This window comes from Arthrobacter vasquezii, from assembly GCF_029455255.1.
GTDB lineage: Bacteria > Actinomycetota > Actinomycetes > Actinomycetales > Micrococcaceae > Arthrobacter_D > Arthrobacter_D parietis.
Genome location: NZ_JAROKN010000010.1, coordinates 1 through 15358 on the forward strand (window position 1 = coordinate 1; position 15358 = coordinate 15358).

Below are 15358 nucleotides of genomic sequence, written 5' to 3' on the forward strand. Positions count from 1 at the left end.
TGATTGCGTCGCGCAGCGGGGCGGAGGCCAGAGGCAGCGGGATGCGGGTCGCATGGGTGCCGGTTCGTATGGGGTCGATCGGGTTGAGGAATATGAGTCGGTGGCTCTTCAGCACACGGAACAGGCAACGTAATCCTTGTCCCATCCTGGCACGTGCGTTGCCAGCTTCTGGAAGGACTTCTCTGACATCCTCCGGCGTGATCTCCCGAAGGGAAGTCCGTCCAGCGGCAGCCCAGGAGCGCAGGGCGGGCAGTGACCAGCGCAGGTACAGGCGTGTTGTTATTTCTGAGCGGGGTTTGCTGCGGGGCGGGGTGGTACTGCCTTGGAGCATGATGGTGTACCAGCGCTCGAGCTCGGTTCTCAACTGCTCTGGGAGCTCAGCCACGGTGGTCTCAAACCATCTGTCTACGGCGGGTTCCCTGTTGTCTTCGAGTAGGCCTGATGCTGCGCAGACTTCCAGCAGCCGAAGGGTCGTAATTCCGATGCTTTGCAAGTTGAGGATGTCGGTGGCGAGCATCGGAGCGCCGGGTGTGTCCTGCAGGCCAAGTGCGATGGCCAGTCCGCGGCGTGTCCTTTTCGTGGTTGTGAGACTCCATCCGTGTTCGCGGGCGTGTTCGATCAGGATCTGATCGAGGAATGCAGCCATTTTCGGTTCAGCAGGTGCCGGGAACCCGTGGATGGCTCCGTTGGCAAGGTCACGGAATGCCGGGAACAGGGTGAGCTGGCGGTGGTCGAACGCTTCGAAGGTTGGTGCCGGGCTCGTTATGGGGGCCTTTGTGCGCTTCCGGCGGGTGCCGCGGTGCTGCCCCACTCTGGCATGTCGGAGATTCGCCAGGAACAGTTGCTGTCCGAACCGGTTGGCCTCCACCAAACTGATCCCGCTTTTCCTACCTCCACTGGTGATGAATTGGCTCCGGCAGAGCCGACATGCCTGGTCATCGTTGACGGCGACGTCCGCAGAGCAGATTCTGCAGCACCCTTGAGGGTGCTTCTTTCGCCAGTGCCGGCACGCGTCGCAGAGCCATTGGTGGGTCCGTGTCACGCCCCAGGCATGGCAGTCCCTGCATGCGGCCACTGGTTGGGGTGAGCTGCGGTGGCACTGGTTGCACAGGCCGGCGGAGTAGTAGCCGTCAGTGCGTCCGCAGCGCCGGCACGGTGGCGGGACGTAGGGTCCGCCGGGCATGCAGTCGTAGCAAAACTTCGTGCGCCGGGGTGCGCTCCATGCGACGGGCCGCTGGGCGCAGATCGTGCAGTTCGGTGGTGGATTGGATCCCCTCATGCGGGAGGTGTGGTTCGGTTACGGCCGAGCCGGGGAACCATGGAAGGCACGGACCCGCCCGATGAGGCCTGCGCCTTCTGTGGGCGTGCCGCGGTGACTTTCTCCGGCTCGCGGATCAGCAGTTCAGTGGGCGAGCAGTTGAGTACGAAGCAGATGATGTCGAGGTCTTCGAGGCGGATAGTGGTCGGGGTCCCGGTCCAGAGACCGGACATTTTGCCAGCACTGATTTCCAGGCCGGCATCAGCGAGTTGGCGGCGCAGTTCGGTCGATTTCCAGATTCCGCGCTCGGCGGCGACCATCCGTAAATTCCAACGCATCGTGTCACTCTCCTGTCAGCCGGGCGGCCACTCGTTCGTTAGCGACCGCCCACGCATGGTTAACGTGGTTCTCGTGGACATGGATATAGCGGGTTGTGGTCGACAGCCATTCGTGTCCGAGTAGTTCCTGCACTGCTTTCAGGTCCAGGCCACGAGCATAGAGGGAGGAAGCGCAGTAGTGGCGTAAGCCGTGTGGGCTCAGTCGCCCTTTCCACGCTGGCAGCCAACGTTCCACAGCCCCTGCCAGGCCGGCGCGCAGGGCATCATCGCCGGCCCGAGCGCAGCCTCCTTTGTGCTGGTCGTGCCGCTCGCTGGGAAGTAGCGGGGCGTCAGGGTTCAGGTAGTCATCGCCGAATTGGTGACGCACGTCGGTGAACCACCAGTCCAGCAGTGCGTCGACGGAATTGATCGCGGGAACAAGCCTGGGTTTCGGGCCGCGGCCGCGGCTGCCCTTCCCGTAACGGATGTGGAGCTTGCCGTGGTCGCCGAGGTCCGGGCGCCAGTCCTTGACGTCGAGCATCACGGTCTCGTTGATTCGTAGTCCTGCCCGGCGCCAGAGGGAAGCGGCGAGATAGTCGCGGGCAGCGGGTAGGTACTTGCGTGCGGTGGGTAGCGCATCACGCCACTGCCCGAAGAGAGTCTCAACTTCAGGATCACTGGGCGGGACTCGGGCAGCGGGTGAAGAGGAACTTGAAGGTCGGTTGAACTCGTCGATCGGCTGCGTCAGCACATAACCGGTAAGCGCGTGGACGTCCCCTTGGTATCTGGCAATCAGGAAGTCGAAAAACCGGGCAAGGGTTCCTGCCTTACTTTCCCGTGTGCTCCGAGTGTTTCGTCGCTCCTGCCGCAGATGGGTCAGGAACCGGTCCGCATCAGATGGGGAGGCCGTCCAGACCGGCTGCCCCAGGAAACGGGTGAACTCGAAAATCACCGAACGCTCCGTCCGCACGAACTGGTCAGTAAGACCAGCACCCACCTGGGCCAGCGCAAACTGATCCACCAACTCCTGCTCGAAATCCTCCTCGTCCTGCAAAGATTGCAGTGCCCGGCTGAAACCGATGGAGCGGACGGTAGCAAGCGCCATCACATACACCTGGGTTCGGTAATATTTAGCACTGATCATGAATATCACGGAAGCTTCAGGAATTATGAAATCGCGTCACAATTTGTTCCGCCGGTCAAAAGTCGGGTCTTGGCCAGATCCCGCATGGACTGGAGGTTAGCTACTCATGAACGAACCTGCGGGATTCCAGACAGCGAAAATCAACAGAACGCAACGCACCACCAACGACAGCAACGACCAAGGTGGGGGAGCTCCACGCAGCCAGGGCGCACAAGCAGACCCGTGGGGTGCACCAGCCGGTGCTACCAGCACCAGCGGCTGGGGCAACGCACCCGAAGCCGTCGACCCGCCGTTCTAAAGCCTTTTCGCCCAAACACCGGGGGAGTGTCGGCGGCCGCTCTACGATGGTCGCCGGCGCTTCCCACCAACCAAGGACTAACCATGAGGGACCAGCCCTACGCAGGACCCAGCGACACCAACGACTTCGACGAGCTCAGCCCAGACGAGGCCGCGAAACTGCTCAACTCCTATCGGCTGTTGGGGGACTGCTTTGAGCTCTCCGATGACGAGGACATGATGGGCCGTGGATGGCTCATCGAGGACTGGCGGAGCCTACTCAAAGGCCACCAGGAAAGGTTCGAGCGGGCAGAACGGGAACTGGCCGCAGCAGTGAAACTCGCACGCAATGAAGGCGGCGACTGGCACGACATCGGGGAAGCCTTGAACCTGACGGCCAACGAAGCCCGAGCCCGGTTCGAAAACCCAGCCGACCGGTAGATGAGTGAATGAGTATCTGAGTAGATGAGTAAGCGGAAACCGGCCTCCTTCACCCCGTACTTCACCCAGGACGACGCGGGCAGGGTCCGCGCTGCCTTCCTGTCCACAGGTGCCGTTGAAGGGTATGCGTCCGTGTCAGACTTAATCGAGAATGCGGTCCTGAAAGAAGTGCGCCGGCTGCAGCGCAAGTACAACGGCGGCAAGCCCTGGGAGCCGGTGCCACCAGGAGCACTGCGCACGGGCAGGCGGAACCTCACTGAGGAGAAGCACCGAACCGAATAGATTTCCTTTCGCAGGGAAAACAAGAAAGAGACGGGGTCGGGAGCTGTGTGGTGCAGCACCCGACCCCAGCTTCTACACCAGTTGAGAACATCGCCGAGGACAACATATTGACTACAAACCAGTCGAGCCCCCGTTTCATGACCATCAAGGATGTCGCTGCCGAGCTGGCCACCAGCGAATCCCAGGTCCGGGCCCTCATAGCCTCCGGTGACCTGCCGGCGATCCAGATCGGTGGCCGCGGGCAATGGCGCATCGAACGAGCCAAACTCGAGGACTACATCACCGACGGCTACACCCGCACCTCCGAAGCAATTCAACGCGGCGTGCAGCTCACCGACACCGAAGCAGACTAAGCATCGGTCCAGAACGGGTAGCGAACTCAGTGCACCCGCGCCGTGCCGGTCCGGACTCCTCCAGGGGGTTGTTGCTCTGGAGTCCAGTTCGGCATCGCTGCGCATTTCGCAGTAGGCCCTATACCGTTTGTTCTCCCTCGCCCATCACCACCCTTCGCCACAAGTCACCTGACGGCGAACCTTCCAGCCTTTCAGCCGGCTGGTCAGGAGACTGGGTAACGTATTGATGCCCCATTATGATGTGACCAGGGGCCGGCCCCGTACGTTTCCCCCATTCGGACGATCGCCGGCACCGCTTACTTAAAAGCGGGGACCGGAGCTGCGTCTGCGTCGTTGTCCTAGCTCGCCCTGACGATGGGCAGTTCGGCCCATTCGGTGGTGTAGCGGGGGGACTGATGCTTCCGACTCATGGTCCAGTCCGGCGGCTTGAGCATGCCCGCAGCACCTAGGCCGATGCTGGTGGAACCGTACTTGTCTTTGATTCTGCCCATGAGGTCCCCGATTTCACGGCGCTCGTGCACGGTGACGAACTCGTCGAAGGTGGGTTCGGCGCCGGCGGGGGAGAGCCCGGTGAGCATGACGCCCGCCCGCGCGTAGGGGATGCCTTCAATCAGTTCCCCATCGAGGGCGCCGACTGCGGCCTTTGTGAGGAGGACCGGGTCAGCGGTCGCGGTCGGCAGCTTCACCGTCACTGACGGGAAGGACGAGGCCCGCTCGTTGAAGTGGGAGGTTCCGGCGAACACGGTCATGATCTTGGCCACCTGCTTGTCACGGGCTAACCGGACGGCGGCGGACTGGGCGTAGAGGGAAAGCACCTGATGCATCTCCTCGACGCTGGTGACCGGAGTGGAGAAGGACCGGGAGAAGATGGTCTGCTTCTTATCCGCCCGGGTCGTCTCCAGCTCGATGCAAGGGATCCCGCGCAGTTCGAGCACGGTGCGTTGGACGACGACGTTGAACTTCTTCCGGATCAGGACCGGGTCCGCGTCACGCAAGTCCTTGATGGTGAAGATACCCAGGGCGTTCAGGCGCTTCCCGAGCCGGCCGGCGATGCCCCAGATCCCGGTGACCGGGACCCGGCCCATGATGGCCTCCACCTGGGTGGCCGGCATGGTGTCCAGGTCGCAGACCCCGTCCATCCACGGGTTCTGCTTGGCGATGCGGTTGGCGAACTTCGCCAGCGTTTTCGTCGGTCCGATACCCACGCAGACGGGCAGGCCGGTGTTCCTGGCGACCGTGAATCGGATGTCCCTGCCGGTCGCGACGAGCTCCTCTGGCGGGCCGTCCAGGATCAGGAAGGACTCGTCCACGCTGTACACCTCCTGCCGGTAGCTGTACCGGCCCAGGAGGGTCATAAACCGGGAACTCAGATCACCGTAGAGCTCATAGTTGCTGGAGCGTTGGATCAGTCCCCATTCCTTGGCCCGCGGCGCCAGCTTGAACCAGGGTTCACCCATCTGAATGCCGAGGGCTTTCGCCTCGGGGCTGCGGGCCACCGCGCACCCGTCATTGTTCGACAGGACCACGACGGGAACGCCCTCCAGCGAGGGGTCGAAGACCCGTTCGCAGCTGACGTAGAAGCTGTTCGCATCCACGAGGGCGAATTGGCGGGTACTCATTCGGATCGTCTTTTCCTGGCGTGCAGCCGGGCTGCAAGGGCGTGTGGTCTGGCGGTGCTCACACTAGGTGGTACCTCAGACGTAATGCAGGCAGCGGGTGACCACACCCCAAATGCTCAGATCCCCCAGTTCGGGCACCACAATGTCCGGGAAGGACGGGTTCTCCGCGGCGAGAACAACACCGCGCCGGGTGATCCTGAGCCGTTTGATGGTCAGCTCTCCATCGAGTACCGCGACCACCACGGACCCATCCAGCGGGGTGAGTGAGCGGTCCACGACGAGCTCATCGCCGTCGCTGATACCGGCCCCGCTCATACTGTCACCCGAAACCCGCACAATGAACGTGCTCGTCACGTCCTTGATCAGGTGAGCGTTCAGATCGATGCCCTTGTCGTAGTAGTCCTGCGCAGGTGATGGGAACCCAGCTGGGATGGAGACAGGCGACGACAGCACCGTGACAACCGGCGGGATCGCTCGTACCTCCCGCACATCAACAACTATGGTCATCATTTTGGGTGCTCCTAATCGAATACGTGTTCGATTAAAAGTACACCTATCCGTCGGAGGTGGAACCTGTTCCTGGTTCGAGCTGGTCGAAGGCCGCGGAGAGCTCCTCGGCACCGGGAAGGGCGTTTTTCTCGGCCGGCGGCAGGGAGTCATAGGTGTAGGTGGAGATGGCCATGGGGGAGTCCGACCGGCCCAGGGCGTAGCGGACGGTGTGTTCGTTCTTGGACCCGCAGATCAGGATGCCCACGGTGTCGTTGTGGGCGGGGCGTTTGAGTTGGTCATCGACCAGGGCGACATAGAAGTTCAGCTTCCCGGCGTATTCGGGCTGGAACTTTCCGGTCTTGAGTTCGATGACGAAATAGCGCAGCTGCTCGACGTGGAAGAACAACAGGTCGAGATAGAAGTCGTCGCCGCCGACGTCGAAGTGCACCTGCCGACCAACGAACGCGAATCCGGGACCGAGCTCGCGCAGGGTATCAACGATCCGGTCCGTCAACGCTTGTTCCAGGTCCCGTTCGGCGACTTCACCGGAGAGGCCGAGGAACTCGAACGCGTACGGGTCCTTGGCGACCTGCTGGGCCAGCTCGGAATCGGGGGAAGGAAGCTGCCGGGCGAAGTTCGACGGCGCAGCCCCGGTGCGCTGCATCGACTGGTTCATGATCATGTTCAGCAACACGTTCCGCGACCACCCATACTCCACCGCGGCAGCCGCATACCAGTCACGCTCGGCCGCAGCGTCGAGCTTGTCCAGGAGGGTGACGATGTGACCCCACGGCAATTGTGCAACAGTCTGTTGCACAATTGGCTGGTCGTCCCAAGCGGAGGCGAAAGCCCTCATGTACTGCAGGTTCCGGTACGAGAGACCCGTCATGTCCGGGAACTCCGCTCGGAGGTCATCCGCAAGACGTCGAACGACTCCTGCTCCCCACCCCTGGCGCTCTTGCTGCACACGGATTTCAGTACCGATGTGCCAGTACAACTCGATGAGCTGCGTGTTCACAGTGCGCTGGGCCTGGACACGGGCGTCACGGACCCGGACCTTCAGCGCGGCCAGTGTTTGGTTGTAGCCATCGGGAAGAACAACATCAGCAGGCGTCATACACCTCATTCTCCTGACACCCGCCGTCCTGGAACGAATCTATGCAAAGGACGACGGCAGCTGAGACGAAACCCCGGTGGGCTCCGCCGGCCCTTCAAGCCTTGAACCCGGATCGCACCGAACGAGGCTGTGCAGGCCCACCGCTTACACGAGGCGAGGAAATCCCTGTTCGGTGAGGTGGCGGGTGTTGTGCAGGCGGTCAGGCTGGTTCCTGCTGTCCACGTGCGTGCGGGACAAGCAACGAAGCGTGGGGGAGCATGGGCCGTGACAGGTGGCAGGAAGCCCTCAACGCGATGCTCACCATTCTGTTAGAGAGTCGAGCAATAAACGATGTACTCGTGCACGATGGTGCGGCGCCTCAATAGCTCTCTTGGGCACAAGGGCAACGTCGCAAAGACAGGCGTTAGAGGAAGCGCTGCGCCGCGTCTTAGCTGGGCAGAATGAGCAGTCAACTCGCAATTCGGTATGGTGCGGAGGTGGAAGATTTCGAGGAAATGGTTTTGGAGATCCGTCAGGGTGTGGAGAGGCGAGGCCTGCGCCTCATGGAAGCGGTATTCCCGGGGGAGCCGGCTGTAATTCTTTGGCATGAGACGACTTCCGTCGACGAAATCCTTGACCTGGCCCAGCACGCGTTCGCGCCATTTTTGTCCCTCACGGTTTCGCGCCTTGACCCGTCAGAACTTATAGCAACATGGAATCCGGATGACGATGCGAAACTGGAGCCTCCCGCACAGCTTCTAAACCTATGGCAGGAGCGTTCCGGACAGATTGATGGGGTTTTCCTCCAGTGGATTGCCAGTGGTGCCGTATTCCTCTACCACGCCGTGCCGTCCTGGAAGCAGGAGTTGGGGGAGCTCGAAGAAAATTGGTCCGAGGAGCAGGACGCTCAGAGTACGGATCTGTATAGGGCATCCCGGATCCGAATGACACACCTGGCCGAACAGCTCGAGCGTGAGCCTCAGTACCGGGGCGCAACGACCCACACACGCGTCTCCATTGGTAAAACTCTTCTAGAGCCGTTGCTGCAATCTAACGAAGGTGGTTACATGACCACCCTTATCCTGCGGGAGGCAAGCCGCCTCGTTCGAGATAACGCACAAGCCGAATATTCCAAGCTGATGGGGCGCATAGACGAACTGGCTAGAGAACTGCGCGCCAGCCTGCCCTGGCAGGAGGTTCACACAGTTAGAGATCGCACAGCTGTAGCGCGGAAGTTCCTTACCGAGCAGTCGAGCGGTTACGCACCGTCCACAGCCATGACCAATGAGCTGCGCAGGCTGGCAGAACAATCCAGATAACAACGGGCGCCGATGGGAGAATCTTGCCGCCTAGCCAAACCGGAAGGTGAGAAACGTTTTCCCGGTTTACTCGCCCAGGATAGTGATTTCCTTTGAGCCCGAAACTCCCGTCTTCTCATCAGTCACCGTGATTTCGTAGGTCCCGGGGGTACTGATCTGCATGTCATTGTCTGAGGCGTTGAAGAAGTCTGTTTCGTGGTTCGAACACTGTGCATAGGTTTCTGAGGGGATATTTTCAGGGCCGGTGATGTCAACGACGATGTCGCAAGTCTCACCCACTACTTCAGTGTCGTTGGCGCGCCTTCCTGACCAGCCGTAGGCCACCTTGATGTAGCCGTGGCCGTTGTGCATCTGGTATTCGTCGCCGACTGCCTTCCCATAAATGGTATTACTCACCGCTGTCTCAACAATGATCGAAGCTAACGCATCCGGTGATGGGGGAGGTGTCGTGTCAGGAGGCGAGGGTGGATCGGGCTCGTTCGATTCCTCGTCAGGCCGTTCGCCTTGGGAATTGGAGTCAGGTGGAGTGGTGGGGCCAATGCCGCCATTGGTGAAGTAGTAGTAGTCCAAGGCGAGACCTAGAGCAGCAAGGAAGACGCCTACGCCAGCTACGCCTCCTATCGCTTTCCCAAATGACTTTTTCTTGATTGGTTCGGTCATCGATTCGCTGTCATCCATCGGGCACTTCCTCGGTAGGCGCGGTAATGAGTTCCCAGCTATGAACATTGAACAACCATCCGGCCTCCTTATGGCGGACGCCACAAGGAGATTAATCGGTGTGATGTGACCTTGCTGATGTGGTCAGGAGTCCGGCACTGCGATGTTTTCTGTAGGCAAAGGGCTGGTTCGTGTTCAGGTAGGTGCGGTGAGGTGGCTGGTCAGCCCGCCACCTGTCTTCAGAAGTCGAGAACGACTATGTGAAGGAGGGCCGGCCGTATGCTCGGACAGGAACACCCGCGCTTCCTGACCATTAAGGACGTTGCGGCCGAGCTGGCAATCAACGAATCCCAGGTTCGGGCACTCCTGAGCTCCGGGGATCTGCCTGCGATCCAGATTGGCGCCGCGGGCAACGGCGCATCGAATGGGCCAAGCTCGAGGGCTACATCGCCGACGCCTACACCCGCACGGCAGCAGCCCTCCAACGCGGCATCCAGATCGGTGATGAAAGCGAAGATGAGACCGGAGGGGTATCGATGCTGTAGCTTCAGCGCTGAGAGGAAGCTAGCAAAGGAGCAACGTGAAGATTTGGCCGTGTGACAGCGCTTATCGCTGTTATGAGTGTTTTGTGTGGATGCGGTGAATCGGATCAGCCAGGAGGTCCCTTCGATTCGATTCAAGAGATGCGGACCGCAGTAATCGATGCGGGAGGTGGCTGTCCCTCAGAGAACGTTACCTCTGGGGCTGTGCTCGATTCTGAATCGATCAGATGCGCGGATGGAGTAACTATCACCGCTTACTCCGACCAACAAGAAGCCCTTGCTGGGATGCATAAATACCTAGCCGTTGACGGAGATACAGCCACACCGATCGAAATACTGACGGGTGAAAACTGGACGATCGTCGACGCAAACATGTCAGCGAGAGAATCGAAGATTCCCGTTCTTGAAGCCGCTATCGGTGGCGGTGTGGATCGCAATGCTGCAGCCGACAAACTCGATCGGTAGTTTCAAGGTACCGATGGTCTAAAGCGCTGAGTACGAGAGCTCAGCGCTCATCGTTGTCTGGGTGTGACGGCGCTGCGCCACACCCAGCCCTCCCGGTGGGATGGGGCCGATCATCGCCGCACAGACGACGTCGAAGGTCTCCGGTGCTTGACCTTCAGCCATTGCCTTTCACCACCCTGGTACTCCTGGCCGGCGCTCTTGATGACCAGTCCCTCGATCCCGGTTGGTGGCAGCGTCTGAACCAGATGGTTGCTTTGGCGAGGTCCTTGGTGACCCAATTGGCGACTAGGTATGCCGGCCCGATGACGGACCCGCTGGCGCGACCAGCACGCGGACCCTTTCGAGGAAGGCTTCAGCTGCTGCGCGGTACTGCTGGCGAATTTGATTCCTAGCTTTGATCTGACTGGCGGGAACAGTAACACTGAGCAACTGCTCGAGGCGTGTTCCTTCCGGTATCGCAGTCAGTCTGTACCCCGTCCGTGCAGCCTCATCGGGTCCACCCACAACACGGATCAGAACCCACCGTTCGGCGACTTCTTCCACCACTTCAACTAGTTGTGCGTACTCCCGCCCGTCGCGGTGACCGATAAAACCTTGCATCTCGCCTACACCCTTGGGAGTGCCAGGTACCCGAAACGCTCTTATCAGATTCGGGTCCAGGAGTGTTGCCGTTTCTGGCGGCTTGATGACGGCCCACACCTCCCGAGGGGGTACAGCCAAGTCAATTGAGGCGACAACATCAATCACTTCATCGCGCACCCGCTCAAACACCGACTACCGTCCCCCCAAGGGCTGCAAGTGGAATAGACGCCGCAGAACAGGGCGACTCCTACCAAGAAAAGCTATCTCATCGTCACAGGGCTAATCTGAGGGTAGGTCGCGATACCGCTAGTTCAAGCGTGTCCAACGCGCCGTACTTGTAGGTGTCGATTACCGTCACATCCATGTGCGAAGATCTCTTTGTGAAGATCCAAATTGCTGAATCCGCCGTGAAGCCAGCTCCCCTGAGGGAGTCGCTTGAACCAGCGCCATTGCCGACCGTTGAAGGGGGCTTTCAAACGGTCCTCGCTGACCCCCCGTGGCGCTTTGCTAACCGGACAGGGAAAGTAGCGCCAGAGCACCGACGGCTCGACCGCTACAGCACGATGGAGCTTGATGACATCAAGGCGCTGCCCGTGGCCAAGCACTGTGCTAAAAACGCGCATCTCTACCTGTGGGTGCCCAACGCGATGCTTCCGGATGGTCTAGCCGTCATGGAGGCATGGGGCTTTCGGTACATCAGTCACATCATATGGGCGAAGCGACGCAAAGACGGGGGGCCCGACGGACGCGGTGTCGGCTTCTACTTCCGCAATGTTACTGAGATTCTGCTGTTCGGCGTCAAAGGCTCTATGCGGACTCTGCCGCCGGCACGCAGTCAGGTGAACATGATTGAAAGTCGGAAGCGAGAGCACTCGCGCAAGCCTGACGAGCAGTATCCTCTTATCGAGGCCTGCTCGCCTGGGCCGTGGCTGGAGATGTTTGCCCGTCACCCGCAGCCCGGCTGGGTTGCTTGGGGTGATGAGTCGGGCGATGAAGCGCCTAGGGGTGCAGTGTCGAAGGGCTATGCCGGCGGCGCTATTGAACGCCACGGCGTAGATATCCCGGAGCTTGCAAAGTACGAGCGAATTCAGGACGTCGAAGCTGACGCATTGGCAGCGGATTTGCACGACATGTATGAACGGCTCGGATTCAGCATCAGAGACATCGCTGCCGAAACCGGATTTACCATTACGCGGGTTCGTGCCCTGCTAGACCGCGCGGGTGCCGACATACGGCCGCGCGGAGCGGTTCCGGCGTTGCAGGCGCAAGGGTAGTAACTCCTCGGAACCCGGGCACTGCTCAAGCCCAGCGTCGATTTCGCTCTCTCGGCGTCTGTAGTATCTAGGTGACGAAACACCTACCTACTACAGACGCCGTCTAGCTGGAGACAATAATGCCCATCGAATCACCGGGCGTTGTCTCGCTGACTAAGTTCTTCAAGGTCAATGAGTTCGTCGAAGTCCTCAAAACCCTCCAGCCAGGTTTGGATACGGCGGGCAGCGTTGAGGCGAAGCTTGCCGCGGCTGGGTCGATAAAGGAACTCTGGAACGATCTCTTCACATACGAACCGAAATTGGAAAAGCAAGACAGGGCCGCTGGCCAGGTTCTTCTAGATGATGAGCTGTTGCGGGCGGCCCGGAACGCCCGGCCGGATGCACATCTTCTCGTATGGTGTGCGCAATTGCTGGCTGACTCCCGCCTTGAGGTGGTGGTCCGGGAGCACTTGACTGATTCCGACGGGCGCATCATCCCGGCGATGATCAATCGCAATGAACTTCACGCCCGTCTGGTTCAACTCGCAATCACCACCCAAGATAACGCGAAGCCCACAACGAACGTTCTCAGCTACCTTGAGACCTGCAAACTTCTTGTGCTGTTGAGACATGCTGGCAGTGTTACCGGGGTCGAGCGTTTCCTGCCCACTGCCTACGCGGTGCCGGGTTTGCTGTCCCTAATCCGGGAACGCGCGAGCGCATGGAAATCATGGTTCCGACCCCAGGACGATGAAGTCCTCGACTTCGCACTATCGATTGGTGCCCATCATTGGCTCAATCTCTCGCGTAATGAGTTCCGTGCAGCAGCCGACCCGGCAGGACCAGCGACGCCGTCGGCCCCACGCGCTGCCGTGCCCGACGGGCTGTCCGAGCTGCGTGCTCAACTCGAAAGGAAGGGGCAGGTCGTCCTTCAAGGCCCTCCTGGTACCGGAAAGACCTATCTGGCGAAGGCTTACATTTCATGGGCAACAGGTGGCCGACGAGACGAAGGGCACCTGCAGCGCGTTCTTGACACCATGCCGCTCCATGAGCGAACTGTGGAAGGCGTCGCAGACGAAATCGTGCGCCGTGGCGTACCAGCCGTGTGGGAGATTGTTCAGATACATCCCAGCTACGAATACACAGACTTTGTTCGCGCGTTGGTAGCCGAGCCGGTGGCGGGAGGCGTCACTTTCACACCGAAGCATCGTGTCTTGAGCTTCATGAGCGCTCTCGGCGGAGAACTCGCTAGTCGGGGCGAAAGCACAGAGCTGATCCTCATTCTGGATGAACTGAACCGTGGGAACATTCCGGCGATCTTCGGAGAGCTCCTCTATGCGCTCGAGTATCGGAACGAGCCGGTCGCGACACCGTATTCCGTCGATGGGAATACCTCCATCATGGTGCCCAACTCGTTGCAGATCATCGGAACGATGAACACAGCGGACCGGTCCATTGCGGTGATCGACTATGCGCTCCGTCGTCGGTTCGTGTTCCTTGATGTGCCATCGACGGATGCCCCTATCGCGTCAAACCTCGGTTACAAGACTGAGCGTGCAAAGCGGATAGCGCTGCAGCTTTTCGCTATGGTCGGTGAACTAGTCAGTGAAGCAACGATCGGCATTCAAGTGGGGCCGTCCTACTTTATGCCGAATAAATCCGCTGAGAACGAGGATGAGGTCATCGCCGGCATTGCCCAAAGCCTGATTTATGAGGTCCTGCCTCTGCTCTCCGAGTACGCGCTGGAAGGCGAAGTCGAGCCTGATGCCCTGGGCAAGTTCAGGAGCGCTCTTGGACTAGTTAACCTGACGTCCGGGATCCAGCCGGAGGCAGTTATCGAGAGGCTTCTCCAATTAGACACAACTACCCGCGTATCAGAAGTGGCCGAGACTTAAGCCAATGCGGGTTGAGACCTTAAGGCTCCAAGAGTATGAAACGACTCTCGTCGATGACGAACTCGTCCAGCTTGTGGATGAGTCGTTCTGGATCGAGTTATCGGTGACTGCCACCCGCCGTCCCAAAGAGGTTGAGTGGCGGCTGAAGGCGGATGCCCTGTCCGGAATAGCCCGGTACCGAAGCGCCGACATCGATCTAACTGTGGTGATCGAGCCGAAGCTTAGAGGCGCCGATGTGCTGTTCTTGGCCGAGCACGCATACGGCCAGCGCGGCGAGGTTCTGCGTAGACCAAAGGGCGCGAGAGTGGGCATCGACAATGCTTACTCGGATCCGATTGCGGCCTTGCTGGTTTGGTATGTGGACGCCGTGGCGGACTTTGCGACCAGGTGGTTGCGCAGGAGCTACCGGACACGGGAAGTCGTTCTTCCCGGCCACGTGCGAGGCCGTTTTCTCGTCTCAAAGTACATGACGCAAAGCCTTGCAACAGCGCGCAATGCGGAAGTTCCGTGCGTGATCACCGAACGAACCATTGACACAGCAAATAACAGAGTCCTAAAAGCGGGATTGCGGGAAGTTACAAAATTGTCGTCTGCACTGGCAATCCCGGCTGCACGGAAGGCAGTCAAAGCCGCGGTCAACGCAGCACTACCCATGTTTGCTGAGGTTTCGGATACCACCATTGGCCCTAGAGAGCTGCGGGCGACCTCGACCCGAGGCTCCGAACGCCACTACGCTTCCATACTGCAGACCACGGGCGATCTGCTCGGTGGCCGGCATCTCGGGGCACAAACAGGCGCGAACCAGGTCAGCTCATTCATGTGGGCGATGCCGGCGCTGTTCCAGGAGGCATTGCGTGGAATCCTGGAAGCTTCAGAAGCTTTCACAGTGGACAAGTCCAAGCGCCCAAGCGCAATGATTTACGATGGTTCTGCCAATAGGCTGACCACGTCGAAAATCGATCCGGACTATGTGCTGCGTGCTGGGAATGACGTGATGTTGTTCGACGCTAAATATAAGGAGTCGTTGCGGATTCCCGGCAACGAAGATGATGCCCTGACTGTTGGAAACAGTGGCCCGAGGATCCGGGTTTCGCGAGGTGACGTCTACCAGATGGCAGCCTACCGACAGCAACCGCTGTGGCTAGGTGCTAGAACAGCCTTGGTCTATCCCATCGTCCTGGCTAAGGGACAGGCGCTTCCCAAGTCTTACGCAGTGCGGGGAATCGGGGCGCCCATTCGCCTGCACTTCATGGACGTTGGCCCGAATGCACGGGACAACTTGGCGAGTTTCCGCGAACGCATAACCCCGGCGGCAACCCCGAGCTAACAGCCCGGCCGGTAGACCTATTGCCTCAATGGGCCCTCCTCCA

17 protein-coding genes and 1 pseudogene are annotated in these 15358 nt (G+C 60.0%); 9 read left to right on the top strand and 9 right to left on the bottom strand.

Going from position 1 to position 15358, the window contains the following annotated elements:
* From P4U43_RS06165 to P4U43_RS06175, 3 genes and pseudogenes are all read right to left on the bottom strand, one after another.
* A pseudogene (locus P4U43_RS06165) lies at window positions 1–811 on the bottom strand (hypothetical protein); the annotation flags it as partial.
* 464 nt (window positions 812–1275) lie between these two features.
* Window positions 1276–1596, bottom strand: coding sequence for a helix-turn-helix domain-containing protein (locus tag P4U43_RS06170; RefSeq protein WP_277357932.1), 321 nt, complete (start codon window positions 1594–1596; stop codon window positions 1276–1278).
* Window positions 1597–1600: 4 nt separating this feature from the next.
* Window positions 1601–2719: a tyrosine-type recombinase/integrase gene (locus P4U43_RS06175; RefSeq protein ID WP_277357933.1), complete on the bottom strand. Its 1119-nt coding sequence runs from the start codon at window positions 2717–2719 to the stop codon at window positions 1601–1603.
* Window positions 2720–2825: 106 nt separating this feature from the next.
* Here P4U43_RS06175 and P4U43_RS06180 point away from each other — a divergent pair, with 106 nt between their 5' ends.
* The 4 genes from P4U43_RS06180 (at window position 2826) to P4U43_RS06195 (ending at window position 4071) form a co-directional block, all read left to right on the top strand.
* Window positions 2826–3017: a hypothetical protein gene (locus tag P4U43_RS06180; RefSeq protein WP_277357934.1), complete on the top strand. Its 192-nt coding sequence runs from the start codon at window positions 2826–2828 to the stop codon at window positions 3015–3017.
* A gap of 83 nt (window positions 3018–3100) precedes the next feature.
* Window positions 3101–3436 (top strand): hypothetical protein, encoded by a 336-nt coding sequence (locus P4U43_RS06185; RefSeq protein WP_277357935.1) that lies wholly within the window; start codon window positions 3101–3103, stop codon window positions 3434–3436.
* Window positions 3437–3460: 24 nt separating this feature from the next.
* Window positions 3461–3718, top strand: coding sequence for a ParB family protein (locus tag P4U43_RS06190; protein ID WP_277357936.1), 258 nt, complete (start codon window positions 3461–3463; stop codon window positions 3716–3718).
* 137 nt (window positions 3719–3855) lie between these two features.
* Window positions 3856–4071 (top strand): helix-turn-helix domain-containing protein, encoded by a 216-nt coding sequence (locus P4U43_RS06195; protein ID WP_277358006.1) that lies wholly within the window; start codon window positions 3856–3858, stop codon window positions 4069–4071.
* 338 nt (window positions 4072–4409) lie between these two features.
* On the opposite strand, the gene P4U43_RS06200 is transcribed toward P4U43_RS06195, so the two are convergent.
* The 3 genes from P4U43_RS06200 to P4U43_RS06210 form a co-directional block, all read right to left on the bottom strand.
* Window positions 4410–5690 carry a Y-family DNA polymerase gene (locus P4U43_RS06200; protein WP_277357937.1) on the bottom strand — a complete coding sequence of 427 codons (1281 nt, stop codon included), beginning with the start codon at window positions 5688–5690 and terminating at the stop codon, window positions 4410–4412.
* A gap of 75 nt (window positions 5691–5765) precedes the next feature.
* Window positions 5766–6197 (bottom strand): LexA family protein, encoded by a 432-nt coding sequence (locus P4U43_RS06205; RefSeq protein WP_277358007.1) that lies wholly within the window; start codon window positions 6195–6197, stop codon window positions 5766–5768.
* Between the two features lie 46 nt (window positions 6198–6243).
* Window positions 6244–7296 carry a PDDEXK nuclease domain-containing protein gene (locus P4U43_RS06210; protein WP_277357938.1) on the bottom strand — a complete coding sequence of 351 codons (1053 nt, stop codon included), beginning with the start codon at window positions 7294–7296 and terminating at the stop codon, window positions 6244–6246.
* A 476-nt stretch (window positions 7297–7772) separates the two neighbouring features.
* On the opposite strand from P4U43_RS06210, the gene P4U43_RS06215 reads away from it, so the two are divergent.
* On the top strand, window positions 7773–8594 hold the full coding sequence (locus P4U43_RS06215; RefSeq protein WP_277357939.1) for a hypothetical protein: 822 nt from the start codon (window positions 7773–7775) through the stop codon (window positions 8592–8594).
* Window positions 8595–8660: 66 nt separating this feature from the next.
* On the opposite strand, the gene P4U43_RS06220 is transcribed toward P4U43_RS06215, so the two are convergent.
* Window positions 8661–9272 (bottom strand): hypothetical protein, encoded by a 612-nt coding sequence (locus P4U43_RS06220; RefSeq protein ID WP_277357940.1) that lies wholly within the window; start codon window positions 9270–9272, stop codon window positions 8661–8663.
* Between the two features lie 575 nt (window positions 9273–9847).
* Between P4U43_RS06220 and P4U43_RS06230 the strand changes: the two genes are divergently transcribed.
* Entirely contained in the window at window positions 9848–10258 is a 411-nt protein-coding gene (locus tag P4U43_RS06230) for a hypothetical protein (RefSeq protein ID WP_277357941.1), read from the top strand.
* 18 nt (window positions 10259–10276) lie between these two features.
* Here P4U43_RS06230 and P4U43_RS06235 read toward each other — a convergent pair whose 3' ends face one another.
* Window positions 10277–10420: a hypothetical protein gene (locus tag P4U43_RS06235; RefSeq protein WP_277357942.1), complete on the bottom strand. Its 144-nt coding sequence runs from the start codon at window positions 10418–10420 to the stop codon at window positions 10277–10279.
* Window positions 10421–10543: 123 nt separating this feature from the next.
* The gene (locus P4U43_RS06240) at window positions 10544–11029 is read right to left on the bottom strand and encodes an SRPBCC family protein (RefSeq protein WP_318533007.1); all 486 of its coding nucleotides are present in this window, start codon (window positions 11027–11029) and stop codon (window positions 10544–10546) included.
* 173 nt (window positions 11030–11202) lie between these two features.
* Between P4U43_RS06240 and P4U43_RS06245 the strand changes: the two genes are divergently transcribed.
* The 3 genes from P4U43_RS06245 to P4U43_RS06255 all read left to right on the top strand — a co-directional run bounded on the left by P4U43_RS06245 (window position 11203) and on the right by P4U43_RS06255 (window position 15315).
* The gene (locus P4U43_RS06245; protein WP_277357943.1) at window positions 11203–12114 is read left to right on the top strand and encodes an MT-A70 family methyltransferase; all 912 of its coding nucleotides are present in this window, start codon (window positions 11203–11205) and stop codon (window positions 12112–12114) included.
* Between the two features lie 119 nt (window positions 12115–12233).
* Window positions 12234–13988 (top strand): McrB family protein, encoded by a 1755-nt coding sequence (locus P4U43_RS06250; RefSeq protein ID WP_277357944.1) that lies wholly within the window; start codon window positions 12234–12236, stop codon window positions 13986–13988.
* A 4-nt stretch (window positions 13989–13992) separates the two neighbouring features.
* Window positions 13993–15315 (top strand): 5-methylcytosine restriction system specificity protein McrC, encoded by a 1323-nt coding sequence (locus P4U43_RS06255; RefSeq protein WP_277357945.1) that lies wholly within the window; start codon window positions 13993–13995, stop codon window positions 15313–15315.
* Window positions 15316–15358: the final 43 nt, after the last annotated feature.

Coding starts and splice junctions, on each gene's coding strand:
- P4U43_RS06210 (WP_277357938.1), bottom strand. CDS start 7,296: ATGACGCCTGCTGATGTTGTTCTTCCCGATGGCTACAACCAAACACTG.
- P4U43_RS06185 (WP_277357935.1), top strand. CDS start 3,101: ATGAGGGACCAGCCCTACGCAGGACCCAGCGACACCAACGACTTCGAC.
- P4U43_RS06190 (WP_277357936.1), top strand. CDS start 3,461: ATGAGTAAGCGGAAACCGGCCTCCTTCACCCCGTACTTCACCCAGGAC.
- P4U43_RS06255 (WP_277357945.1), top strand. CDS start 13,993: ATGCGGGTTGAGACCTTAAGGCTCCAAGAGTATGAAACGACTCTCGTC.
- P4U43_RS06235 (WP_277357942.1), bottom strand. CDS start 10,420: ATGGCTGAAGGTCAAGCACCGGAGACCTTCGACGTCGTCTGTGCGGCG.
- P4U43_RS06170 (WP_277357932.1), bottom strand. CDS start 1,596: ATGCGTTGGAATTTACGGATGGTCGCCGCCGAGCGCGGAATCTGGAAA.
- P4U43_RS06205 (WP_277358007.1), bottom strand. CDS start 6,197: ATGACCATAGTTGTTGATGTGCGGGAGGTACGAGCGATCCCGCCGGTT.
- P4U43_RS06180 (WP_277357934.1), top strand. CDS start 2,826: ATGAACGAACCTGCGGGATTCCAGACAGCGAAAATCAACAGAACGCAA.
- P4U43_RS06245 (WP_277357943.1), top strand. CDS start 11,203: ATGTGCGAAGATCTCTTTGTGAAGATCCAAATTGCTGAATCCGCCGTG.
- P4U43_RS06250 (WP_277357944.1), top strand. CDS start 12,234: ATGCCCATCGAATCACCGGGCGTTGTCTCGCTGACTAAGTTCTTCAAG.
- P4U43_RS06175 (WP_277357933.1), bottom strand. CDS start 2,719: ATGATCAGTGCTAAATATTACCGAACCCAGGTGTATGTGATGGCGCTT.
- P4U43_RS06200 (WP_277357937.1), bottom strand. CDS start 5,690: ATGAGTACCCGCCAATTCGCCCTCGTGGATGCGAACAGCTTCTACGTC.
- P4U43_RS06195 (WP_277358006.1), top strand. CDS start 3,856: ATGACCATCAAGGATGTCGCTGCCGAGCTGGCCACCAGCGAATCCCAG.
- P4U43_RS06220 (WP_277357940.1), bottom strand. CDS start 9,272: ATGGATGACAGCGAATCGATGACCGAACCAATCAAGAAAAAGTCATTT.